At 73.8% G+C, this 22,531-nt stretch carries 20 protein-coding genes; 8 read left to right on the top strand and 12 right to left on the bottom strand.

Going from position 1 to position 22,531, the window contains the following annotated elements; genetic code table 11:
• The first annotated feature begins 220 nt into the window (after positions 1 to 220).
• On the top strand, positions 221 to 730 hold the full coding sequence (locus tag OG715_RS21840) for a hypothetical protein (protein WP_266270537.1): 510 nt from the start codon (positions 221 to 223) through the stop codon (positions 728 to 730).
• A gap of 3 nt (positions 731 to 733) precedes the next feature.
• Here OG715_RS21840 and OG715_RS21845 read toward each other — a convergent pair whose 3' ends face one another.
• Complete coding sequence (locus OG715_RS21845; protein WP_266270538.1) at positions 734 to 2,110, bottom strand: EF-hand domain-containing protein; 1,377 nt, start codon at positions 2,108 to 2,110, stop codon at positions 734 to 736.
• A 97-nt stretch (positions 2,111 to 2,207) separates the two neighbouring features.
• Positions 2,208 to 3,125, bottom strand: coding sequence for an oxidoreductase (locus OG715_RS21850; RefSeq protein ID WP_266270540.1), 918 nt, complete (start codon positions 3,123 to 3,125; stop codon positions 2,208 to 2,210).
• A gap of 57 nt (positions 3,126 to 3,182) precedes the next feature.
• On the opposite strand from OG715_RS21850, the gene OG715_RS21855 reads away from it, so the two are divergent.
• Positions 3,183 to 3,863 (top strand): helix-turn-helix domain-containing protein, encoded by a 681-nt coding sequence (locus OG715_RS21855; RefSeq protein ID WP_266270541.1) that lies wholly within the window; start codon positions 3,183 to 3,185, stop codon positions 3,861 to 3,863.
• Here the strand turns inward: OG715_RS21855 and OG715_RS21860 are convergent.
• From OG715_RS21860 to hisC, 8 genes are all read right to left on the bottom strand, one after another.
• Positions 3,841 to 4,452 (bottom strand): Uma2 family endonuclease, encoded by a 612-nt coding sequence (locus OG715_RS21860; protein WP_266270543.1) that lies wholly within the window; start codon positions 4,450 to 4,452, stop codon positions 3,841 to 3,843. The two genes, OG715_RS21855 and OG715_RS21860, sit on opposite strands and share 23 nt — an antisense overlap.
• A 127-nt stretch (positions 4,453 to 4,579) precedes the next feature.
• Complete coding sequence (locus OG715_RS21865; RefSeq protein ID WP_266270544.1) at positions 4,580 to 6,151, bottom strand: sensor histidine kinase; 1,572 nt, start codon at positions 6,149 to 6,151, stop codon at positions 4,580 to 4,582.
• Positions 6,152 to 6,171: 20 nt separating this feature from the next.
• On the bottom strand, positions 6,172 to 6,927 hold the full coding sequence (locus OG715_RS21870; protein ID WP_093861266.1) for a response regulator transcription factor: 756 nt from the start codon (positions 6,925 to 6,927) through the stop codon (positions 6,172 to 6,174).
• Between the two features lie 335 nt (positions 6,928 to 7,262).
• The gene (locus OG715_RS21875) at positions 7,263 to 7,931 is read right to left on the bottom strand and encodes a hypothetical protein (protein ID WP_266270545.1); all 669 of its coding nucleotides are present in this window, start codon (positions 7,929 to 7,931) and stop codon (positions 7,263 to 7,265) included.
• 16 nt (positions 7,932 to 7,947) lie between these two features.
• Positions 7,948 to 9,159, bottom strand: coding sequence for an ABC transporter permease (locus OG715_RS21880; RefSeq protein WP_266270546.1), 1,212 nt, complete (start codon positions 9,157 to 9,159; stop codon positions 7,948 to 7,950).
• Complete coding sequence (locus tag OG715_RS21885) at positions 9,156 to 10,016, bottom strand: ABC transporter ATP-binding protein (protein WP_266270547.1); 861 nt, start codon at positions 10,014 to 10,016, stop codon at positions 9,156 to 9,158. The genes OG715_RS21880 and OG715_RS21885 overlap by 4 nt, the downstream gene beginning before the upstream one ends.
• Positions 10,016 to 11,524 (bottom strand): efflux RND transporter periplasmic adaptor subunit, encoded by a 1,509-nt coding sequence (locus OG715_RS21890; protein ID WP_266270548.1) that lies wholly within the window; start codon positions 11,522 to 11,524, stop codon positions 10,016 to 10,018. The genes OG715_RS21885 and OG715_RS21890 overlap by 1 nt, the downstream gene beginning before the upstream one ends.
• A 320-nt stretch (positions 11,525 to 11,844) precedes the next feature.
• Positions 11,845 to 12,915, bottom strand: a complete 1,071-nt coding sequence (gene hisC, locus OG715_RS21895) for a histidinol-phosphate transaminase (RefSeq protein WP_266270550.1) — start codon at positions 12,913 to 12,915, stop codon at positions 11,845 to 11,847.
• A gap of 333 nt (positions 12,916 to 13,248) precedes the next feature.
• Between hisC and OG715_RS21900 the strand changes: the two genes are divergently transcribed.
• The 3 genes from OG715_RS21900 (at position 13,249) to OG715_RS21910 (ending at position 16,778) form a co-directional block, all read left to right on the top strand.
• Positions 13,249 to 14,406 carry a LacI family DNA-binding transcriptional regulator gene (locus OG715_RS21900; RefSeq protein WP_078879728.1) on the top strand — a complete coding sequence of 386 codons (1,158 nt, stop codon included), beginning with the start codon at positions 13,249 to 13,251 and terminating at the stop codon, positions 14,404 to 14,406.
• A 148-nt stretch (positions 14,407 to 14,554) separates the two neighbouring features.
• Positions 14,555 to 15,772, top strand: a complete 1,218-nt coding sequence (locus OG715_RS21905) for a metallophosphoesterase (RefSeq protein ID WP_323182146.1) — start codon at positions 14,555 to 14,557, stop codon at positions 15,770 to 15,772.
• 322 nt (positions 15,773 to 16,094) lie between these two features.
• Positions 16,095 to 16,778, top strand: coding sequence for a hypothetical protein (locus tag OG715_RS21910; RefSeq protein ID WP_266270551.1), 684 nt, complete (start codon positions 16,095 to 16,097; stop codon positions 16,776 to 16,778).
• 12 nt (positions 16,779 to 16,790) lie between these two features.
• On the opposite strand, the gene OG715_RS21915 is transcribed toward OG715_RS21910, so the two are convergent.
• The gene (locus tag OG715_RS21915; RefSeq protein WP_266270552.1) at positions 16,791 to 17,738 is read right to left on the bottom strand and encodes a LysR family transcriptional regulator; all 948 of its coding nucleotides are present in this window, start codon (positions 17,736 to 17,738) and stop codon (positions 16,791 to 16,793) included.
• 123 nt (positions 17,739 to 17,861) lie between these two features.
• Between OG715_RS21915 and OG715_RS21920 the strand changes: the two genes are divergently transcribed.
• Together OG715_RS21920 and OG715_RS21925 are read left to right on the top strand one after the other, a co-directional pair.
• Entirely contained in the window at positions 17,862 to 18,254 is a 393-nt protein-coding gene (locus OG715_RS21920) for a VOC family protein (RefSeq protein WP_266270554.1), read from the top strand.
• Between the two features lie 300 nt (positions 18,255 to 18,554).
• The gene (locus OG715_RS21925) at positions 18,555 to 19,967 is read left to right on the top strand and encodes an LPXTG cell wall anchor domain-containing protein (protein WP_266270556.1); all 1,413 of its coding nucleotides are present in this window, start codon (positions 18,555 to 18,557) and stop codon (positions 19,965 to 19,967) included.
• 134 nt (positions 19,968 to 20,101) lie between these two features.
• Here OG715_RS21925 and thiC read toward each other — a convergent pair whose 3' ends face one another.
• Positions 20,102 to 21,874, bottom strand: a complete 1,773-nt coding sequence (gene thiC / locus OG715_RS21930; protein ID WP_266271773.1) for a phosphomethylpyrimidine synthase ThiC — start codon at positions 21,872 to 21,874, stop codon at positions 20,102 to 20,104.
• A 381-nt stretch (positions 21,875 to 22,255) separates the two neighbouring features.
• On the opposite strand from thiC, the gene OG715_RS21935 reads away from it, so the two are divergent.
• The gene (locus OG715_RS21935) at positions 22,256 to 22,462 is read left to right on the top strand and encodes a hypothetical protein (RefSeq protein WP_266270557.1); all 207 of its coding nucleotides are present in this window, start codon (positions 22,256 to 22,258) and stop codon (positions 22,460 to 22,462) included.
• Positions 22,463 to 22,531: the final 69 nt, after the last annotated feature.

Consider the following 22,531-nt stretch of genomic DNA (forward strand, 5'->3'; position numbering starts at 1 on the left):
AGGGGTGCACGCTTGCCCGCTTGTGAACGTGAACACGTTCACAAACTCAGTATCCACCACCCTTACGCGGTGGGAGCGGGCGGGGTGGGGTTCTACCGGCGGCGATGCCGTGCGCACAGTCTGCGAACCGGGCGGCCGGGCCACAACGAGCAGCCGGGAAGGTGGGGAGGAGAATGTGGACGGTCCGTAGCATTGACACCTACTGCCCTGACAGAAAGGCATGTTCACCGTGCGAGCGATCATCGAAGCGATGGCCGGCCGGCTGGCCGGGGTGCCCGGCGTGGTCGGCGTCGTGCTCGGCGGCAGCCGGGCCCGGGGCGAGCACACCCCCGGCTCCGACTACTACAGGTCCGGCCTCGACCTCGACGCCCTGCGCGCCCTCGCCGGCCCCGGGGTCGAGGTGGCCGGACCGGGCGGCTGGGGTCCCTGGGTCGACGGCGCCGCCAAGGGCGCGGCCTGCGGCGACACCCTGTACGTCGCGCTCTGCCTCGCCCACGCCGTGGGCGTCCTGGTGCAGGCGCTGTACGCGGCCGACCGGCGCTGGTGCCTCAACGAGAAGGGCGCCCTGGCGGTGGCCGAGACCCTGCCGACCGCCCCGCCCGGCTTCGGCCCGCGCGCCCGCGCCCTGCTCGCCGCCCCCGGCGGCGACCCGGCGGCCCTCACCGCCACCGTCGCCGCCGCCCGCGGCCTGGTCGAGGACACCGAGGCGGCGCTCCGCGAGGCCCGGTAGCTGTCAGGCCCGGCCGAGCAGCTGGGTGCCCGGGGCGGAGGGGGCGCGGGCGGTGAAGTAGTCGACGAAGCCGCGCAGGAACTCCGCCGCCGTGATCACGCCGTCCCCGTCGGTATCCAACTGCCGGAAGCCGTGCGAGAGTTCGGCCGGATGCACCCGGCGGCCGCCGAACAGCACCCGGTACTCGGCGAAGTCCAGCAGGCCGTCCCCGTCCGCGTCGGCCGCCTCGAACACCGCCCGGAGCGCGGGCAGCAGTCCGCGCTCCAGGTACGCCGGGTCGCGGTCGCAGCCGGCCAGCGTGGCGGCGATGTACTCGGCCCTGCTCACCCGGCCGTCGCCGTCGGTGTCCATGCCCGCCCGCAGCTCCTCCCACCAGCGCTCGAAGGCGTCGTACACCCGGGCCTCCCCCTCCTCGGAGAGCTCCAGCTGCCAGCACACGTTGTGCGCCATCGCCCGGAGGTCGTGGGCGGTGAGGTGGCCGTCCCCGGTCTGGTCGAGCACCTCCCGGAAGAACCGGTCCAGCCGGGGCGGCCGGGTGTCCTGCCGCGGCTGCCGCCGGGGCCTGGACGAGGAGCCCGCCCCGGGGGCGCGGTAGCGGTGGCGGTCCGGCAGCCTGGTGACCACCACCCGGGCACCGCGGTGCAGCAGCAGCGAGAGCAGCCGCCCGCGCCGGGTGGGGACCAGGCCGAAGCGCTCCCGGAAGACCGCCGGGAGGTCCGCGACCGTCAGCTCGGCGGCCAGCCGGCCGACCACCGCGCTCAGCGCCCGCCAGCCCACCGGGCCGAGGAAGCGCAGCCGGCGCGGGCAGGGCGTCTCGGCCAGCAGGTCGTACAGCAGGTGGCGCGCCGTCCCGTCGAACTCCAGCCGCTCGACCACCGTCCGGTGGAGCCGGCCGCGCAGCTCGGCCGCGGTGGCGGGCAACTCCCCCGAGGACAGCCCGAACACCGCCGCCACCCCGGCGAACTCCCGGTACGAGGCTTCGAGTTCCTCCGCCGGGTACGGATCTCCGCTCAACTCCCGCATCGCGACGACGCTTTCGAAGAGGGTGAGCAGCACCCAGGCCCGGGCGTCCGGGTCCCGGGCGTCGTAGCCGCGCCCGTCCCCGGTGGTGCCGCCGATCCGCCGGTGCGCCCGGTCGAGCCGCTGGACCTCGCGCCAGAGCTGCTCCTCGTCGGCCTGGAACAGCCGCCGTCCGCTGGCCATGGTGTGCTCGACCCGGCGCCACGGGTGGCCCCGGTAGGTGGAGTGCTCGGCCATCCCGGCCGCGACCACCGGGTGGGCGGCCTGCAGCACCACCAGCCGCCAGGCGACGAGCACGATCCGCCACTCCGAGAGGTCCCGCCGGAAGGACGCCCCGGGACCCGCTGCTGACGCTGCCATCCGGACCGCTCCTGGGAGTTCGGGAACCTTCGGGTACGGGCGGGGCTCTTCCCGGCGGATCGGCGGGGAAACCGGGAGCGGTATTCATCAGACAGTCCTACTTGTCGGATGCTGCCAGCTTCTCCAGCTCCGCGAGGTCCGCCGGGGACAGCCGCAGCGCGGCGGCGGCGATGTTCTCCTCCAGGTGCGCCGGCGAGGAGGTGCCGGGGATCGCGAGCACCGACGGCGAGAGCGCCAGCAGCCAGGCCACCATCACCTGGGCCCGGGTGGCGCCGTGCCGCTCGGCGACCCGGCGCAGGGCCGGGTGGTCGGGCACCCCGGAACCGCCCAGCGGGTAGAACGGGACGAAGGCGATGCCCCGCGCCGTGCAGTCCGCCAGCAGCCGGTCCTGCTCCGCCGTGCGCTCCAGCAGGCTGAACTTGTTCTGCACCGTCACGACCGGGGCGATCGCCTCGGCCTCGGCGAGCTGGGCCTCGGTCACATTGCTGACGCCCAGGTGCCGGATCAGGCCCTCCTCGCGCAGCTCCGCCAGCGCGGCGAAGGGTTCGGCGATCGAGGACTGACTGGGCATCCGGCGCAGGTGGACCACGTCCAGCCGGTCCACCCCGAGCTCGCGCAGATCGCGGTGGACGGCGGCCCGCAGCGCCTCCCGGTCGGCCGGGTCCAGCCAGCGGCCCTCCGGGTCGCGGCCCGGGCCGACCTTGGTGGCGATCACCAGGCCGTCCCGGTAGGGGTGCAGGGCCCGCCGGATCAGACCGTGGGCGGAGACGTCCCGGAAGAAGTAGAACCAGGCGGTGTCGATGTGGTCGACACCCAGCTCGACGGCCCGGCGCAGCACCCGGACGCTCTGCTCGGGGTCGCAGGCGGGCCCCTCCCAGTCGCGGGACGGCAGTTTCATCGCGCCGAAGCCCATCCGGGACACCGGCAGGTCGCCGCCGAGGAGGAAGGTGCCGGCGGCGCTCGCGGGGAGTGCGGCGTTCGCGGGGGAGGCGGGGGAGGCGGGAGTCGTCGTCATGGCCCCAAGCCTCGGCCCGGCTCGCCGCGGCCCCGACCGATCTGGCACCTTGCTGCCATGAGCACCGATCGGATCATCACCCTGCACGGCGAGCAGGAGCTCGTCCAACGGGCCGGGCACCTCTTCGTCGCCTCCCACGAGGAGTTCCTGGTCGCCGCCACCGATCTGGTGACCTTCTCCACGGGCGTCAACGCGGCCTTCCGGGAGGGGAAGCGGCCGCACGTCGTCCCCGGCCTCACCATGCGCAAGCTCTACAGCCGCCGGGCCCTCGCCGACCCCGAGTCGCTCCGGCGGCTGCGGCGGATCGCCGCCTCCGGCATCGAGGTCCGGATCTCCGACGGGCCGATAGCCCGGGAGGCGATCGTCATCGACCGGCACACCGCGATCCTGGCCGGCGCCCCGGTGCGGGGCGTGCGCGCGTACACCGTGGTGCAGGCGCCGGAGGTCGTCGACGGCGTGCGCTCGCTGTTCCGCGCCACCTGGGAGACCGCCACCGCCCTCGCCGACTGCGCCGCCCCGCCGCCCCCGCTCACCGAGCAGGCCCGCGACACCCTGCGCACCCTCTCCGCCGGCCACACCGACGAGACCGGCGCCCGCCTCCTCGGCGTCTCCCTGCGCACCTACCGCCGCCGGGTCGCCGACCTCATGGCCACCCTCGGCGCCGCCTCCCGCTTCCAGGCCGGCCTGCTCGCCCGGGACCTCCTCCGGGAGGAGGTCAGCCCCGCCGCTCCCCGGTGATCCCGGGGCCGACCACGAACCCCTTGGCGGGCCCCTCCGGGACCACGGCGTCCTCCCCGTACGGCGTCCGCTCCGACCGGGCGTAGGCCCCTCGCTCGGGGTCCGGCCCCGAGAGGACGGTGACGGCGCCGCCGTCGTCGTAGTCGTCGATGATCACGTAGACGGGGATGCCGGCGGTGGCGTAGGCGCGGTGCTTGAGGACACGGTCGCGTTGCCGGCCTTCCTTGCCCGGTGAGACCGTCTCGACCACCAGCGCCACACTCGATGCGACCACCCCGAGACCCTCGGGATGCTCGATCTCGTCGTCCTCGTCGGGCGCGACGAAGACATCGGGGATCAACACCTTGAGTCCCGCGATGACGTTTCCGTCCTGGGCGGAGCTGAACCCGGTGCCGGCCAGGTACCGGTCCAGCGCCTTGCTCAACCGCCGATTGACGCTGAAATGACGGTGCCCACCGGTGGGTGACATCTCAATAGCTCCCTCGATGATCTCCGCACGGAAGCCCTCGGGGACCTCCATCGCCTTCCACACCTGCCACAGCGCCTGGTCCAGGTCCACGACGGTCTCCTCGGCTACGAGCGCGAACATTGAGACACCCCTCATTCCCGTCCAGTGTGATCAGCCCGTACAACCCCGCACAAGCCGTACTCGCACACTCGCACCCGGTCGCCCCGCTACCGGGGTGAACGAAGTGGATTCACCCGATCGGGGGGTTTCAGCGCTGGTGGGGGAGTTCCAGGCGGAAGGTGGCGCCGGTGCCGGGGGTGGTGTGGAGGGTGAGGGCGCCGCCGTGGGCGTGGGTGAGGGCGGTGGCGATGGCGAGGCCGAGGCCGGCGCCGCCGCGCTGGTCGTTGCGGCTGCGGGAGGCGTCGACGCGGTAGAAGCGGTGGAACACCAGGGCGGCCTGGTCGGCGGTGAGGCCGGGGCCGGCGTCGGCGACCTCCAGCAGGCAGAGGCCGCCCTCGTGGCCCACCCCGATCCGGACCGGGGTGCCGGGCGGGGTGTGCTTGACGGCGTTGCCGACCAGGTTGGTGACCACCTGGCGGAGCCGGGCCTCGTCGCCGAGCACGGGCGCCGGGCCGGGCGGGCCGCTGCCGGCCGGGCCGGTGAGGGCGACCGGGCGGCTCGGGTCGAGGGCGGTGAGGTCGTGCAGGGCGTCCGCGGCGAGGGTGCGCAGGTCCATCGGCGCGAGGTCGAGCGGGCGCTCCTCGTCCAGCCGGGCGAGCACCAGCAGGTCCTCGACCAGGGTGCCCATCCGGATCGCCTCGTTCTCGATCCGGCCCATGGTGCGCCGGACGTCGGCCTCGGCGGGCAGGGCGCCCATCCGGTACAGCTCGGCGAAGCCGCGGATGCCGGCCAGCGGGGTGCGCAGCTCGTGCGAGGCGTCCGCGACGAACCGCCGCATCCGGCCCTCGGACTCCGCCCGGGCGGCGAAGGCGGCCTCGATCTGCGCCAGCATGCCGTTGAGGGCGATGGAGAGCCGGCCGACCTCGGTGTTCGCCGGGAGGGCCGGCATCCGGTGCGAGAGTTCGCCGGCGGCTATCAGCTGGGCGCCCTCCTCGATCCGGCGCAGCGGCCGCAGCCCGGTGCGGACGGCGAAGAAGCCGAGCGCCGCGATCACCAGCAGGACGACGCCCCCGATCGCCAGGAAGGCGGTCCGCAGCCGGTTGACGGTGGTGTCGATGTCCTCGCGGGAGACGGCGACCATCACATAGGCGGCGCTGGGCGCGGGCGCGGCGAAGACGCTGGCCGGGGCGCTCGGCCGCTGGACCGGCAGGACGATCGCCCGCCAGCTGGCCCGCCCGCGCCGGTCGGGCAGGTCGACGGGGGTGTCGGCGCCGACCGCGGCCGGGTCGAAGCCGTCCAGCTGCGGCGCCGGCTCGTTCTCGGACATCGGCTGGCGCACCACGAACTGCACCTTGCCGTCGACACCCAGGTACTGGACCAGGTACTGGCTGGGCAGCGCGGCAAGGAGCGGCGTGGCCCGCTTGCCGCCGAGCGAGGGCTGCTGCTGCTTGGGCTCCACCCAGCTGTTGCGGGTCGGCGCGCGGCGGGCCAGCGGTTCGCCGAAGCGCTGCAGCTGCTCGTCGAGCCGCTGGACCAGCTGGTGGCGGACGGTGCCGAGCACCACGGTGTCGCTGACCACCAGGCCGGTGGTGACCAGGGCGAGCACCAGCACCAGCAGCCGGGCGCGCAGCGACAGCCGGCCGAGCGGCAGGCCGGGGCGGCGGCTGGGCGGCCGGGCGGCGGTGCGCGCGGACGCGCGGCGGGGGAGCGGGAGGGGCATCGGGGCGGCGGGGTCCTGGCTCAGCTCTGCGGGGGGCGGCGCAGGGCGTAGCCGATGCCGCGCACGGTGTGGATCAGCTTGGGTCCGTGGCTGGGCCCGGAGTCGAGCTTGCGGCGCAGGTAGGAGATGTAGGACTCGACGATCGAGAGGTCGCCGCCGAAGTCGTAGGCCCAGACGTGGTCGAGGATCTGTGCCTTGGAGACCACCCGGCCGACGTTGGCCATCAGGTAGTGCAGCAGCTTGAACTCGGTCGGGGAGAGCGCGACCACGACGCCGCCGCGGGTGACCTCGTGGGCCACCGGGTCGAGCACGAGGTCGGCGACGATCAGCCGGCCGTCCTCGGCCGGTCCGCCGGAGCGGCGCAGGATGGCGCGGATCCGGGCGATCAGCTCCTCCAGGCTGAACGGCTTGGTGACGTAGTCGTCGGCGCCCGCCGCGAGGCCCTGGACCTTGTCCCCGACGCCGTCCTTGGCGGTGAGGAAGAGCACCGGCAGGTGGTCGCCGGGGTGGCCGTGGCCGGGGCCGGCGATGAGGCCGCGGCTGGTCTGCTCCCGGAGCCGCTCGACGACGGTGAAGCCGTCGAGGTCGGGGAGCATCACGTCCAGGACGACCAGGTCGGGGCGGTCGACGGCGATCAGTTCCAGCGCTTCGGCGCCGCTGGCGGCGGAGGCGACCCGGAAGCCGGAGAAGCGGAGCGAGGCGGACAGCAGCTCGCGGATGTTCGGTTCGTCGTCGACGACGAGCAGGTAGGCCTCCCCCTGGCCGCCGTTGTTCACCGCCGAAGTTCCTGTCGACACAGTGCCTTGCACGGGGGTTCCGCCTCCCGGTCGGACGATGGCGTTCAGCTCGAGGCTAGCTCGGGGAGGCCAAGGGCCATCGATGAATGTTGGATTAACACCTTATCGGGCGGTTTTGTACGGACAGACCCCCAGGTCGGGCCTCGGTGGTGTGCGCACCGCCCCGACAGTACTCCGGCGCAGGTCGGCGCGGGGGTGCGCGGGGGTGCGCGGGGGTGCGCGGGGATGCGCGGGAACGAGCGGGAACGAGCGGGGATGCGCGGCCCGGCCCCCGGAGGAGGTCGGGCCGGGCCGCGCGGACGTACGGCGGCCGGTCAGCCGCCGGACGGGTTCCGGGTGGCGCCTCCGCCGGGGCCGCCCGCCCCGCCGCCGAAGCCGCCCGCGCCTCCCCCGAAGCCACCGGCGGCGGCGCCCTCGACCAGCTGGGTCGCGGCGTAGCCCCCGTCGGTCGGGGTGCCGACCACGGTGACGCTCTGGCCGGGCTGGAGGTCGCCGACCTTGCCCTCCTTGTTGAGCTGCACCTTGGTGGAGTCGCCGGTGGTCACCTTGACGGTGTTGCCGCTGGCGTCGGTCAGGTAGACGGTGGTGCCGTCCACGGCCTTGACCGTGCCCCGGGTGAAGCCGCCCTGGCCGCCGCCGGTGCCCTGGCCCCCGCCCTGGCCGCCCTGGCCGTTGCGGCGGTTGCCGTTCTGGCCCGCTCCGGCACCGGTCGCGCCCGGCCGGGGCTGCTGCGCGCCGCCGCCCGCGGCGACCGTCCGGCCGGAGGACCGCTCGGGGGCCTGGTCGCGCTGGTACCAGACGCCGCCGGCGAAGGCCGCCGTGGCGATCACCGCGGCGGACAGCACCAGCGGCACCCAGGGCAGCCGGCGCCTCGGCGGCGCGGCCAGCTCGGCGGTGACGTCCCTGCCGTCCGGCGCGGTGGAGAGCAGCACGACCTGCTCGGCGGGGGTGGACGGGGTGGACGGCTCGGTCTCGTTGCTCATGGTCTGCGGTCCTTGGTCACTCGTGCCGGAGGGCGTCGATCGGGCGCAGCGAGGCGGCCCGGTTGGCGGGGTAGCTGCCGAAGAACAGGCCGATGGCGACGGCGATCCCGAAGGCGCCGAGCACCGATTCGGGGATCACCACCGGTTCGATGCCGACGATCCTGAAGTGCGAGCCGGCGATCCCGGCCAGCACCCCGAGTCCGGCGCCCACCACCGACAGCAGGGTGGCCTCGGTGAGGAACTGCCCGAGGATGACGCCGCGGGGGGCGCCGAGGGCCTTGCGGATGCCGATCTCCCTGGTCCGCTCGGTGACGGTGACCAGCATGATGTTGGTGATGCCGATCCCGCCGACCAGCAGCGAGATCGCGGCCACGGCGCCGAGCAGCACGGTGAAGGTCTTCGTGGTCGACTCCCGGGCGCTGAGCAGCGAGGTCTGGCTGCTGATCCGGAAGTCCGCCTTGGCGGGGTCGGCGATCGCGTGGGTGCCGAGCAGGATCCGGGTGATCTCGGTCTGGGCCTGCGCGGTGCTCTCCGCCGAGGCCGCCTGCACCATGATCTGGTTCACCGAGCCGAAGCCGGTGAAGGCGTTCTGCACGGTCGGCAGCGGGGCGATCAGCACGTCGTCCGGGTCGGTGAAGCCGGTGCCGCCCTTGGCCTTGAGCACGCCGACCACGGTGAACGGGGTGCCGCCGACGACGATCGGCTTCCCGACCGGGTCCGCGGTGGCGAAGAGCTGCTTCGCGGTGGTCGCCCCGAGCACCGCCACCTTGCGGGAGGCCAGCACGTCGTCCTGGGTGAAGTACTCGCCGTGGTCGACCTTCTGGTTGGCGGTCTCGAAGTACGCCGGGTAGGTGCCGACGATCGAGCCGGGGCTGTACGAGATGTCCCCGTTCAGCGCGGTGCCGCTGGCGGTCACCACCGGCGCCACCGAGCGGACGGCGTGCGGGTCCGCCTCGGTGGCCAGCGCCTTGGCGTCGGCGACGGTCAGCTTCTTGGCGCCGCTCGCGGAGCGCGCGCCGCCGAAGGAGGAACCGGACGTGACGGTGAGCGAGTTGGTGCCGAGCGAGGTGATCGACTCCTTGACCGCGACCGAGGAGCCGTTGCCGACCGCCAGCAGCAGGATCACCGAGGCGACGCCGATCAGCACCCCCAGCATGGTGAGCGCGGAGCGGACCTTGTTGGCGACCAGGCCGCCGGCCGCGAAACGGAGGGTCTGCCAGAGGATCACGCGGGCACCCCCGCCCGGTGCGGCGCGGGCGGCGGCCCGTCCACCGGAGCCTGCCGGACGTCCGAGACGATCATGCCGTCCACCAGTCGCAGCACCCGCTTGGCGTGCCGGGCGACCTCGTCCTCGTGGGTGATCAGCACGACCGTGCGGCCGGTGGCGTTGAGGCCGTCGATCAGCCCGAGGACCTCCTCGGTGGAGCGGCTGTCCAGGTTGCCGGTGGGCTCGTCGGCGAGCAGCATCGCGGGCGCGGTGACCAGGGCCCGGGCCACCGCGACGCGCTGCTGCTGGCCGCCGGAGAGCTCGTTGGGCCGGTGCCCGGACCGCTCGGCCAGGCCGACCAGGGAGAGCGCGGCGAGCGCCCGCCGGCGGCGTTCGGCGGCCCGCACGCCCGCGTAGGCGAGCGGCAGCTCGACCTGGGCGAGCGCGGTGGTGCGCGGGACCAGGTTGAAGGACTGGAAGACGAATCCGATCTTGCGGTTGCGCACCAGGGCGAGCTGCTGCTCGTCCAGGTGGCCGACGTCGATGCCGTCCAGCAGGTAGCGGCCGTCGGTCGGGACGTCGAGGCAGCCGAGGATGTTCATCAGCGTGGACTTGCCGGAGCCGGAGCTGCCCATCACGGCGACGTAGTCGCCCTGCTCGATGTCCAGGTCCACGCCCAGCGGGGCGCCGGTGGCGGGGTCGTCCGGGCCGCGCAGCGCGTGCACGGTGGCGTCGCCGTGGCCGTAGGACTTGGTGAGGCGGCGGATCCGGATCACCGGCGGCGCCGTGTCCGGGTGAGCCGGGTCCGGGCGGTCCGGGCGGTCCGGCCGCACCGGGCCGGCGCCCGGCCGGGTGCGGAGGAGGGAGCGGCGGGCCATCAGCGGCCACCGCCGCCCCGGGCGGCGCCCGCGCCGCCTGCGGCCCCGCCGCCGCCGACCCCGGCCACACCCGCACCGACACCGGCACCCGCGCCGCCGTTCCGGCCGCCCTGGCCGCCGGTCGCGCCCGGGAAGGAGCCGTTGGGGAAGCCGTTGGAGCCGCTGGTGGAGGCCAGTTCGACCTTGTCGCCCTCGTTCAGGCCGGTCAGCACCTGCACCGTGGTGTCGCCCTCGACGCCGACCTCGACGGTCACCCGGTCGGAGCTGCCGTCCTGGTGGACCACGGTCGCGGTACGGCTCGACCCGGTCCCGGACAGGGCCGAGGTGGGCAGCGAGAGCGCGTTGTCCGCCTCGCCGGTGACCACCGAGACGGTCGCGCTGAGGCCGGTCCGCAACTTGCTGGTGTCACCGGAGATCTGGAGCGTCGCCGAGTACTGCACGGCCGCCGCACCGCCCCCGGAGCCGCTCACCGGCAGCGGGCTGACCGACAGCACCGACGCGTTGAACCTGCTGTCGGACTGCGCGTTCAGGGTGACGGTGGCCGCCTCGCCCTTCTTGAGCTTGAGCGAGTCCAGCTCGGAGAAGTTCGCGGTGACCTGCATGCCGGTCGGGTTGGTCAGCACGATGAAGCCGCTGGGGGCGGTGGCGGAGCTCCCGGTCGCCTTGGTGCCGCTGCCGGAGGAGGAGCCGCCGGTCGCGCCGACCGTGTCGCCCGCCCTGGCCGCCACCGAGGCGACCGTGCCGTCCACCGAGGCGGTGAGCGTGGTGCCGGCCAGCGCCGTCCGGGCGTTGGAGAGGTTGGTCTGCGCGGTGGCGAGCTGCTGCTCGGCCTGGGCGACCGCCGCCTCGTCCACCTTGGTGGTGGAGATGGTGGTGGTCTGCGGCTCGGGGACGGCGACCGGCGCCGCCGGGACGGTGGCCTGCGCGGACGGGGCGGTCTGCCCGGACGGGTCGGCCGAGGGGGCGGACGCGCTGCTCCCGCCCGCCCCCCGGCCGGCCGTACCGCCGGTGTTCGCGCCGGACGCACCGCCGGACGTACCGCCGCCGCCCGACGCACCCGAGGAGCCCGAGGACCCGTTGGCCCTGGCCGGCAGCTGCTGGACGGTGGTCGTGGTGACGCCCGCCCTGGCCTTGGTCAGATTGACCGAGGCGGTGTTGAGCGCCGCCTGCGCCGCGTCCACCTGCTGCTGGGCGGCCGTGGTGTCGACGGTGGCGAGCACCTGGCCCTTGGTCACCTGGTCCCCGACCGCGACCTTGACCGCGGTGAGCCGCCCGCCGGTGGTGAAGTCCTGGGCGGCGTCGGTGGGCGAGGCCAGGGTGCCGGTTCCGGACACCGTGGCCAGGACCGTGCCCTTGGTCACGGTCGCGGTGCGGACGGGGGCCTTGGCGGCCGTGGTGCCGGAGCCGTCGTCCAGCACGGTGTACGCCAGGGCTGCGGCACCGAGCAGGGCCACACCGAGCGCTGAGTTGACGAGGACGGCACCTCGCCGTCGCGGGAACACCTTCATGGCGGACAGCTTCCCGGGGCGCTCTTGCACCGTCCTGGGCGTCGACTGGGAGAAGGCTGACCGGCCGAACCGGGCATTTGCCGCGCTCCGCCCGCCACCGGGGCCGACTTGGCCGGTTCCGGACGATCCGTTGACCGTTCTCCCAGCCGTCTCCCAGAAAACCCCAGGCACTCCTGAACGTCCGGAGCCGTGGCCCGGGGGCGCGGCGGGCCCGCGGAACGCTCCCCGGAACAGCCCCGGAACGCGTCGCGGCGGAGCGGGCGGCCGGGTCCGGGACCGGGCCGCCCCGCTCCGCCGCGGGGCCGGACTGCGCGCGGGGGCTACAGCTCCTTGCGGAACGCCTCCGCCACCGAGAGGAAGATCGAGTTGCCCTCGACCTCGCCGATCGAGATCCGCACGCCCTCCGGGAACGGCCGGACGATCACCCCGGCGGCCGCGCACGCGGCCGCGAAGTCCTGCGAGCGCTCGCCCAGCTCCAGCCAGACGAAGTTGGCCTGCGAGTCCGGGATCTCCCAGCCCTGGGCGCGCAGCCCGGCCACCACCCGGGTCCGCTCCTCGACCAGCGCGTCCACCCGGACCATCAGCGCGGCCTCGGCCCGCAGCGAGGCGACGGCGGCGTCCTGGGCGATCTGGACCACGCCGAACGGCACCGCGGTCTTGCGCAGCGCGTTCGCGACCGGCTCGTGCGCCACCGCGAAGCCGACCCGCAGGCCGGCCAGGCCGTAGGCCTTGGAGAAGGTGCGCAGCACGCAGACGTTCGGGCGGTCCCGGTACAGGTCGAGGCCGTTGGGCACCTCGGGGTCGCGGATGAACTCGATGTACGCCTCGTCGACGACGACCAGCACCTCGGCCGGGACGGCGTCCAGGAAGCGCTCCAGCTCGGCGCGGTGGATCACGTTGCCGGTGGGGTTGTTGGGGTTGCAGACGAAGATCAGCCTGGTCCGCTCGGTGATCGCGGCCAGCATCGCGTCCAGGTCGTGGTCGCCGCCGGCGGTCAGCGGCACCGGGACCGGGATCGCGCCGGCGACCTGGGTGATGATCGGGTATGCCTCGAAGGAGCGCCAGGCGAACATCACCTCGTCGCCCGGACCCGCCGTGGCCAGGATCAGCGACTGGGCGACGCCGACCGAACCGGTGCCGGTGGCGATGTGCTCGACCGGCACGTCGAAGTGCTTCGCCAGTTCGGCGGTCAGCCCGGTGACGGCCATGTCCGGGTAGCGGTTGAGGTTGCCGGCCGCGGCGACCGCCGCCTCCAGCACGCCCGGGAGCGGCTCGTACGGGTTCTCGTTGGACGACAGCTTGTAGGCGTCGGGGCCTGCCGGCTTGCCGGGCTTGTAGGTGGGAATGCCGTCCAGGCTCGGCCTGAGGCGGGGGCCCTGTGCTGCGGTCACGGTCGGTCTCCTTCTGTCTTTCCGCTGCGTTCGCCCGCCACGGTCGGGGTCACCGCCGTGCCCGGGCAGTCGGAACGCGTGCGGTTCCACCCCGGTCGGGTGCCCTGAACGATACCGATCGCACTCACCCGTAGGGGTGAGATGCCCGGTCGGATCACAGACGCGGATCAGCCATTCTGCTGGGTTCCTTTGGCACATGTCAGAGGTAAACCAGCTGGTTTCGTACGGGGATCAAAGGGGCGCACACGGGCTCACTCACGGAGAAACGTATCTCCACAGGCTCCCAATGCGCCGGTCACAGACCCTTGTCAGGAGCCATACGATCGGTCCGCCATGACAGCAGCAGCCAACCAGAGCGGTCGGCGGCCCACCACCTCACGGCGTCTGGAGCGGGCCGGCATCCGGGATGTGGCAGCAGCCGCCGGAGTGTCGATCACCACCGTCTCCGACGCGCTGAACGGGAAGGGCCGCCTGCCCGACGAGACCAGAAGCCGGGTGCGCGAAGTCGCCGAGCGCCTCGGATACCGCCCCTCGGCGGCGGCCCGCACCCTGCGCACCGGACGGTCCGGCCTGATCGGGCTGACCGTCACGACCTACGGCGAAGAGCCGTTCACCTTCACCGAGTTCGCCTACTTCGCCGAGATGGCCCGGGCCGCCACCAGTGCCGCCCTGGGCCGCGGCTACGCCCTGGTGGTCCTGCCCGCCTCGTCCCGGCACGACGTCTGGGGCAACATCGCCCTGGACGGCACCGTGGTGATCGACCCGCCCGACCAGGACCCGCTGGTCAGCGAGCTCTACCGGTCCGGCGTCCCGGTCGTCAGCGACGGCAAGCCGGGGAACTGCCCGGTCACCGCCTGGGTCGACAACGACCACGAGGCCGCCGTGCTCGGCATCCTCGACCACCTCTCCGAGGCCGGCGCCCGCCGGATCGGCCTGCTCACCGGCACCAGCACCGACACCTACACCCGGCTCTCCACCGAGGCCTACCTCGGCTGGTGCGCCAAGGTCGGCCAGGAGCCGGTCTACGAGACCTACCCCGCGCACGACCCGGCCGCCGGCGCCGTCGCCGCCGACCGGCTGCTCGCCCGCCCGGACCGGCCGGACGCCGTCTACGGCCTGTTCGACCCCAACGGCACCGACCTGCTCGCCGCCGCCCGCCGCTACGGCCTGCGGGTGCCGGACGACCTGCTGCTGGTCTGCTGCAGCGAGAGCGACGTCTACGCGACCACCGAGCCGCCCATCACCACCCTGTCGCTCAAGCCCCGGCGGATCGGCACCACCGTGGTGAACCTCCTGATCGACGCCATCGAGGGGGTGGACTCCGGCACCGGCGTGGACATCGCCCGGCTCTTCCCGCCGCGCTTCCGCACCGCCGGCACCGGGCCGCCGCCCGGCACCCTGATGCCGACCGAGCTCATCGTCCGCGCCTCCTCGCAACGGCGGAGCCCGCGCACCACGGTCAGCCCGCCCCGCCCGCCGGGTGAGGTGTGACGCCCGCGACCGCACCCCAGCGGGCTGCGGCCCGGCCCATGCCGAGTCGGGACAAAACGGACCTGACGGACCGCCCGGCTGACGCTCCGGAGGATTGGATACCCACCAGGTGACGACGCCGGGAGAGTGGTCTTCCTATGATGGGCGAATGACACCCGAGGACCGCTTCCCCGGGCCTGAACACCCGGACTCAGGCCCACGCCACCAGCCGGACCTCGACGTGCTGCCGTACGGCACCTATTACGAACCGGACCCCAACGGCGGGTACTCCCCGACCGGCTACGAGGCCGAGACCTACAGCGGCTACGGCGGCGCCCGGTACCTCGAACAGCACTGGCCGGTCACCGGCCCCGAACAGGGCCACACCGTGCACGCCCAGAACGGCCCCCACGAGCAGGCCGGTTACGAGCCCACCCTGCCGGACCACCCCTCCCCCGCCCACGGCGGCCACCCCGGCCCCGGACCGCAGAGCGACGACCCGCCGACCATCGAGCTCGGCCCCCCGCTCCCCGAACCCGGCCAGCCCTACCACCCGTACCCGGCCCCCGCCCCCGGCGAGCCGGTCGGCCCGCTCTACGTCGTCGGCGACGTGCACGGCTACCTCGACGAGCTCCGCACCGAGCTGCGCCACCAGGGCCTGATCGACGCCGACGGCCACTGGTCCGCCGGCCGGTCCCGGATCTGGTTCCTCGGCGACTTCACCGACCGGGGCCCGGACGGCATCGGCGTCATCGACCTCGTCATGCAGCTCGCCGCCGAGGCGGCGGCCGCCGGCGGCTACTGCCGGGCCCTGATGGGCAATCACGAACTGCTCTTCCTCGGCGCCGCCCGGTACGGCGACGAACCGGTCCAGTCCACCGCCGGCACCGCCTCCTTCCTCGCCGCCTGGCGGCTCAACGGCGGGCAGCAGAGCGACCTGGAGCGCCTGGAGGCGCACCACATCAGCTGGCTCTCCCGGCTCCCCGCGATCGCCCTGGAGGACGGCCACCTGCTGCTGCACTCCGACACCACCGCGTACCTCGAGTACGGCGAGTCCATCCCCGAGGTCAACGACGCCGTCCACAACCTGCTCGCGGACGAGGGCGTCGACGAGTGGTGGGACTGCTTCCGCCGGTTCACCAAGCGCTTCGCCTTCCGCGGCGACTCCGGCCCGACCGCCGTCCGCGAGCTGCTGGACACCTACGGCGGCGCACGCGTCGTGCACGGCCACAGCCCGATCCCGTACCTCACCGGCGCGGTGCACGCCGACGACGGCATGCCGCCGCACGTCCCCGGCCCGTACGTCTACGCGGAGGACCTCGCCGTCGCCATGGACGGCGGAGTGACCATGGAGGGCCGGCTGCTGGTCTCCCGCCTGCCGATCTGAGGCGGCGGCACGCCGACCCCGGGGCCGGGCCGCACGCGGTCCGGCCCGTCCGGCGTCCCGGCACACCTTCCGGCTCCCCGGAACACCCTCCGCCCACCGCAGGTGACGGACCGTCGACCGAACGCGCGTTCCCGGCGCCCGGACGGTCGCGCACGCGCATCCAGGGGCGCGAAATTCCGGAAAGCCACTGTCGACCCGGCCGCACCCACCCCTACCATCGGGGGCACACCACACCCGGCCGCCCCTCCGGCGGCCCGACTCCGCGCCCCGCCCCGTGCCCATCGGGGCAAAGAGCGCGGGGGTCCGCACGAACGGGGTCCCCATGAACGACGCCCCGCACCTGCTCGCCGAGGACCGCCCGGACTTCGAGCGCCTCCTCGACGCGGCACTGCGCGACGACACCCTCCGCACCGTCCTGCGCTCACCCGGCGCACCACCCCCCGACGACCTGCGCGCCCACGCGCTCGCCTCGGCCGACCACGTCGCCGCCCCGGCGGCCACCGAGTACCAGCACTACCTGCGGCTGCGCGAGAACCTCCGCGCCGCCCCGCCCGCACCCGGCGAACCCGCCGCCCCCGGACTGCTCACCCAGCTGCGCTCGGAGAACGGCGGCGCCGGACTGCTCCCGGTCCTCACCGTCCTCACCCCGATCCTCGCCTGGACGGCCGCCCTGGTCCTGCTGCTGCTCGGCTACGCGCTGCGGGCCGCCTCCCCGGACAGCGCCCTGGCCCGCTCGCTGCTCACCGCCGGGTGGCTCGCCCTCGCCGCCGGGGTGGCCGCGATGGCGGTCGGCATCGTCGGGCTGATCCTCACCGCCCTGCGCGACGGCTCGGCCCCGCCCACCGTCCCGTTCCCGCAGGGCACCGACCCCGAGCTCGCGGCCGAGCTCGACGACGCCCGCCGCGACTGGCAGCGCGCCCTGCGCGAGCGGGCGCTCGTCCCCCACCTCACCGCCGCCGCCCGGGCCGGCGGCGCCCCGGCCCTCACCGGGCCCGACGACAGCTGACCGGCGCCGCCGCTAGGAGCCGGCCGCCGGGCCGGCCGCCGCTGCCGAGCCGGCCGCCGTGTCGACCGCCACCGAACCGGCCGCCACCGAGTCCGCCGCCGCCCGGACGAACTCGCGGACCCGCTCGGTGGTGTTCCCCTCCCGCCAGACCGGACCGCGCACGATCGGCGGGGCGTCCTCGATCGGCACATAGGCGAGGTCCGGACGCGGGTGGTACCGCAGCGAGAGCTCGCCGACCGGCAGCACGCCCCGGCCCAGCGCGACCAGCGTCAGCATCTCCGAGAAGGTCGCGCCGACCGGGCCGGGCGGCACCGGCCGCCCCGACGGGGTCCGGTCCGGCGTGCGGTCCCGCTTGAAGGCCGCCGAGGTCACGGCCGGGTACTGCACCACCGGGTGGTCGCCCAGCACCTCCAGCGACACCGAGGCGGCCCCCGCCAGCGGGTGCCCGGCCGCCACCGCGAGCACCCGGCGCTCGGTCATCAGCACCGGGCCGTTCGCCATGCCGTCGAACGGGAAGGCGGCGATCAGCACGTCCACCGAACCGTCCAGCAGGCTGGACCGGGTGTTCGCCAGCTGGGCCTCGCGGACGTCCACCCGGCAGTCCGGGTGCCGCTCGTTGAACAGCGCGACCGCCCTCAGCAGCACCGGCGCCGTCCCCTCGCCGAGGAACGCCACCCGCAGCTCACCGGCGACACCCCGGTTCGCCTCGGCCGCCCGGCGCACCGCCGCCGTGATGCCGGCCACCAGCGGCGCCAACTCTTCCGCCAGCCGCAGGCCCACCGGGGTGATCCGCACCGACCGGCTGGTGCGCTCGAACAGCGCGCCCCCGAGCCGCCGTTCGAGCTGCCGCACCACCTGGCTCACCCGGCCGGTGCTGAGCCGCAGGCGTTCGGCGGCACGGCCGAAGTGCAGCTCCTCCGCGAGGGTCAGGAAGACCTCGATCTCGACCCGTTCCAGCATTGTCCGCCCCCTCCACCGTTTACTCCGGCTCAATGATCGTTGACCGATGCCGTCTTGATGGCACCGGCCGCCTGGCGGATCGTGGAACACGTCACCGGCAGCACCCTCCCGACTGGAGCCACCATGACCGCCATCCGTGTGAAGGCCTTCGACCACCTCGTGCTCAACGTCCGCGACATCGAACGCTCGCTGGAGTTCTACGGCGGCCTGCTCGGCCTGGAGCCGGTCCGGGTCGACGAGTGGCGCGCCGGCAAGGTCTCCTTCCCGTCCCTCCGGGTCACCCCCGAGACGATCATCGACCTGATGTCCCGCCCGCGCGGCGAGTCCAACGTCGACCACATCTGTCTCACCGTCGACCCCCTCGACTGGCAGCAGGTCATCGGCACCGGCGTCTTCAAGGTCCTGGAGGGCCCCGTCCCCCGCTACGGCGCCCGGGGCAGCGCCACCTCCGTCTACGTCCAGGACCCGGACGGCAACACGGTCGAACTCCGCTGGTACCCCGAGGACGCCGCCTGACCGCAGGGCCCCGGACCGCCGGTCGGCGAGGCCCGGCGGTCCGGCGGTCCGGCGGTCCGGCGGTCCGGCGGTCCGGGCCCAACCGTCCTGGGAGAAAAGGGCCTTGAGTACCGGTACGACCCACCCCCCGGGCGTCGGGGGAACGGCCCGGCGCCCTGTTACACAGCGGTGACGATCGAGCGATGGTGGGTGGACGAATCTCCTGAGAAGATCTCCACATCGCAGCTGCGGTACCCGCGAGAACGCGGTGGACGAACCGTCGAACAGCTGCTGGTCATCAGTCCTTGGGGGACCTCACTCATGCTCGCGCACTCCCTGACCCGCCGTTCCCGTCTGCTCGCCGCCGCCACGCTGATCGCCGCCACCGGCGTCACCGTGCTCGCCCCCACCGCGGCCTTCGCCGACACCACGCCGGCCGCCGTCGCCCCGGCCTCGGCCGCCCCGGCCGCGAAGGCCGACGAGAACGCCGCCAAGCCCCTGGCCGCCACCCTGGAGACGGCCCCGGGGCAGGCCCCGATCACTCGCGGCGGCGAGGGCGCGACCATGAAGCTGACCGTCACCAACAACTCCGACCAGGAGCAGCAGTACCACCCGGCGATCTCCGTCACCCCCCTGGGCACCGCCCCGACCAGCTGGAGCTGGATCGACTTCAGCGCCAAGGAGATCTCGGGCGCGGAGGAGAGCTACGGCGTGCAGACCTTCGGGAGCAGCGGCTTCACGGGCTACGTCCTCCCCAAGAACGCCATGACGTTCAGGACCTTCACCGTCCCGGCCCGTACGACCTACAGCTGGTCGGTCACCGTCAAGGTGCGGGCCGCCCTGCCCGCGGACAACACCGCCGTGAAGCTCACTCTGCTGAACGACCGGGACAACAGCACCAACAGCGCGCCGATCAACCTGCCGGTCGCCGCCCACACCGAAGCCCTGTTCCAGCACTTCAGCCCCTCCGACGGCACCATCAAGTTCGACCAGCCGTGGGAGACCGACATCTCCCTGCTCAACAACGGCGCCACCATCACCTCGCCGATCACCCCGACGCTGCGGTACCCCGAGACCGACGCCGTCCTCAAGCTGGACGTGCAGCGGCCGGACGGCACCTGGGCGGCGATCGTGGGCGCGAACAACACCTGGCAGCTGCCGTCGGTGACCGGCGGTATCGCAAAGGGCGAGAGCTACCACTACAAGGCCCGGCTCTCGCTCGTCAGCCTCACCGGGACGGGGACCTTCTTCTCCGGATGGCTCAGCCTCATGCCGAACACCGACCAGGGCACGATCGACGTCGCCGAGGGCGCGCTGGTGAAGGTGGACGGCTACCGCGCCACCCCGACCCCCCGGCCCGAGCCGACGCCGACCGCGACCACCCCGGCCCCGACCACCGCGCCGACCGACACCCCGAGCACCGCCCCCGCCGGGACCCCGACCGCCGCGCCGACCACCGCCCGGCCCTCCGCGACCACGACGGCCGCCGCCCCGGTCACCGTCCCGACCGCGACCCCGAGCGCGACCGCCGGCGCCAAGGTCGTCGCGGCGGCGTACAACTCCGGGAGCCAGGCCGGCACCACCACCACGGCCACCGGCGCGACCGGCACCACGCTGGCCTCGACCGGGGCCGGCAACTCCGTGGCCATGTTCGGCACCGCCGGCGCCCTGGTGCTGCTCGGTTCCGGCGCGGTCCTCTACGCCAAGCGCCGCCGCACCCAGACCCAGGGCTGACCCGGCACGCGGGTGCCCCCGGACGGCCGAGGCCGTCCGGGGGCACTGGCGTTTCCGGGCTCGGACCACGGCGGGGCCGACCCGCGGCTCCCCCCACGGGTCGCGGGGCGGCCCCGCCGTTCCGGTGGACCCGCTCAGTCCGCCAGCGGCAGGTACACCCGGTTGCCCTGGGCGGCGAACTCCGCCGACTTCTCGGCCATCCCGGCGAGCGCGTCCTCCGCGTAGCCGGCCTCGACGGCGGTCGAGCCGTCGCCGTGCTCCTCGCGGATCTTCTGGGAGATCTTCATCGAGCAGAACTTCGGACCGCACATGGAACAGAAGTGGGCGGTCTTGGCGGGCTCGGCAGGCAGGGTCTCGTCGTGGAACTCGCGGGCCGTCTCCGGGTCGAGGGCCAGGTTGAACTGGTCCTCCCAGCGGAACTCGAAGCGCGCGTCGGAGAGCGCGTCGTCCCAGTCCTGGGCACCGGGGTGGCCCTTGGCCAGGTCGGCGGCGTGGGCGGCGATCTTGTAGGTGATGACGCCGGTCTTCACGTCGTCCCGGTTGGGCAGGCCCAGGTGCTCCTTGGGCGTGACGTAGCAGAGCATCGCGGTGCCCCACCAGGCGATCATCGCGGCGCCGATGCCCGAGGTGATGTGGTCGTAGCCGGGCGCCACATCGGTGGTGAGCGGGCCCAGGGTGTAGAACGGGGCCTCGTCGCAGATCTCCTTCTGGAGATCCATGTTCTCCTTGATCTTGTGCATCGGGACGTGGCCCGGGCCCTCGATCATCACCTGGACGTCCTTGGCGCGGGCGATCCGGCCCAGCTCGCCCAGGGTCTGCAGCTCGGCGAACTGCGCCTCGTCGTTGGCGTCCGCGATCGAGCCGGGGCGCAGGCCGTCACCGAGCGAGAAGGTGACGTCGTAGCGCGCGAGGATGTCGCAGAGCTCCTCGAAGTTGGTGTAGAGGAAGTTCTCCCGGTGGTGCGCCAGGCACCAGGCCGCCATGATCGAGCCGCCGCGCGAGACGATGCCGGTCTTGCGGCGGGCGGTCATCGGCACGTAGCGCAGGAGCACGCCCGCGTGCACGGTCATGTAGTCGACGCCCTGCTCGCACTGCTCGACGACCGTGTCCCGGTAGACCTCCCAGCTGAGGTCCTCGGCCCGGCCGTCGACCTTCTCCAGCGCCTGGTAGAGCGGCACGGTGCCGATCGGCACGGGGGAGTTGCGCAGGATCCACTCGCGGGTGGTGTGGATGTTGCGGCCGGTGGAGAGGTCCATGACGGTGTCGGCGCCCCAACGGGTGGCCCAGGTCATCTTCTCCACCTCCTCCTCGATCGAGGAGGTGACCGCGGAGTTGCCGATGTTGGCGTTGATCTTCACCAGGAAGTTGGTGCCGATGATCGCCGGCTCGACCTCGGGGTGGTTCACATTGACCGGGATGACGGCCCGGCCGAGGGCCACCTCGTCCCGCACGTACTCGGGCGCCAGGCCCTCGCGCAGGGCGACGAACTCCATCTCGGGGGTCACGATGCCGCGCTTGGCGTAGCCGAGCTGGGTGACCGCGACCTCGCCGCGGCCGCGCAGCGGACGGCGCGGGCGGCCCGGGAACACCGCGTCGAGGTTGCGGAGGTTCCCGCCGCGCGGCGAGGTGTGCTTGATGCCGTCGTCCTCGGGGCGCGCCTCGCGGCCGTCGTACTCCTCGACGTCGCCGCGCTGGCGGATCCAGGCGTCCCGCAGTGCGGGCAGCCCGCGCCGGACGTCGGGCTCGTAGGCCGGGTCGGTGTACGGCCCGGAGGTGTCGTACAGCGGGACGGTCTTCTCGTTGGTCAGCACGACCTCGCGGTACGGCACGCGCAGGTCGGGGCGGGAACCCTCGCGGTAGGCCTTGCGCCAGGCGGGGGTGGGGTAGCCGGTGCCGGCGCTGGTCACGGCGCCGTGCCCGGACGGCGACTCGGCGGACGGCGACTGGGCAGACGGCGACTGGGCAGACTGCGGCTGTGCCTCAAAGGTGGTCAACGGACCTTCAACTCCCTACGCCGGCATTACCCGGTCAGGTTCCTGCGGTCGACGCAGCCTCCGGTCCGTCGTCCGACGTCCCGTTCAGCGCCCTCTCAGCCCGGTGCTCCGAGCTCCCGCGTCCGCAGGCGGTGTTGCCCGCGCATGACGTCCAACACCGTAGCGAGCCGACCGCCGGAGGTCCAGAGGGGGTCCCCGCGGGAGAACGGCGAGGTCCGGCGGGTGAACGGTGGGGCACGGAGGCCCTCCGGCGGGCAGACTGGCTTCGGAGCTGACGAGTCGAGGGAGGCCGGCGTGATCGGGAGCACGGGGCGGGTCACCGGAGCGGTGGGTGCCGGGCTGGTCGGCGAGGTGATGGTGCACGTCCCGGAGCGGCGGGGCGCCGAGGCGTTCCTCGCCTACCTGGCCGTCCCCGGGGACCGCTTGGTGGTGGGGACTCCGGTGGTCGTGATCGAGTACCAGCCGCCGCGGACCGTCTATGTCGCGCCGCTCGGGCCCTGAGGCCCGGCCGGTCGGGCCCCTGCTGCCAGGCCCGACGGTCCGTGACGATCCGCGGACCGTCCCGTGACG

It is taken from the genome of Kitasatospora purpeofusca (assembly GCF_036010405.1).
Taxonomy (GTDB): domain Bacteria; phylum Actinomycetota; class Actinomycetes; order Streptomycetales; family Streptomycetaceae; genus Kitasatospora; species Kitasatospora purpeofusca.

Coding starts and splice junctions, on each gene's coding strand:
- OG715_RS21840 (WP_266270537.1), top strand. CDS start 221: ATGTTCACCGTGCGAGCGATCATCGAAGCGATGGCCGGCCGGCTGGCC.
- OG715_RS21845 (WP_266270538.1), bottom strand. CDS start 2,110: ATGGCAGCGTCAGCAGCGGGTCCCGGGGCGTCCTTCCGGCGGGACCTC.
- OG715_RS21850 (WP_266270540.1), bottom strand. CDS start 3,125: ATGACGACGACTCCCGCCTCCCCCGCCTCCCCCGCGAACGCCGCACTC.
- OG715_RS21855 (WP_266270541.1), top strand. CDS start 3,183: ATGAGCACCGATCGGATCATCACCCTGCACGGCGAGCAGGAGCTCGTC.
- OG715_RS21860 (WP_266270543.1), bottom strand. CDS start 4,452: ATGTTCGCGCTCGTAGCCGAGGAGACCGTCGTGGACCTGGACCAGGCG.
- OG715_RS21865 (WP_266270544.1), bottom strand. CDS start 6,151: ATGCCCCTCCCGCTCCCCCGCCGCGCGTCCGCGCGCACCGCCGCCCGG.
- OG715_RS21875 (WP_266270545.1), bottom strand. CDS start 7,931: ATGAGCAACGAGACCGAGCCGTCCACCCCGTCCACCCCCGCCGAGCAG.
- OG715_RS21885 (WP_266270547.1), bottom strand. CDS start 10,016: ATGGCCCGCCGCTCCCTCCTCCGCACCCGGCCGGGCGCCGGCCCGGTG.
- OG715_RS21890 (WP_266270548.1), bottom strand. CDS start 11,524: ATGAAGGTGTTCCCGCGACGGCGAGGTGCCGTCCTCGTCAACTCAGCG.
- OG715_RS21900 (WP_078879728.1), top strand. CDS start 13,249: ATGACAGCAGCAGCCAACCAGAGCGGTCGGCGGCCCACCACCTCACGG.
- OG715_RS21905 (WP_323182146.1), top strand. CDS start 14,555: ATGACACCCGAGGACCGCTTCCCCGGGCCTGAACACCCGGACTCAGGC.
- OG715_RS21910 (WP_266270551.1), top strand. CDS start 16,095: ATGAACGACGCCCCGCACCTGCTCGCCGAGGACCGCCCGGACTTCGAG.
- OG715_RS21915 (WP_266270552.1), bottom strand. CDS start 17,738: ATGCTGGAACGGGTCGAGATCGAGGTCTTCCTGACCCTCGCGGAGGAG.
- OG715_RS21920 (WP_266270554.1), top strand. CDS start 17,862: ATGACCGCCATCCGTGTGAAGGCCTTCGACCACCTCGTGCTCAACGTC.
- OG715_RS21925 (WP_266270556.1), top strand. CDS start 18,555: ATGCTCGCGCACTCCCTGACCCGCCGTTCCCGTCTGCTCGCCGCCGCC.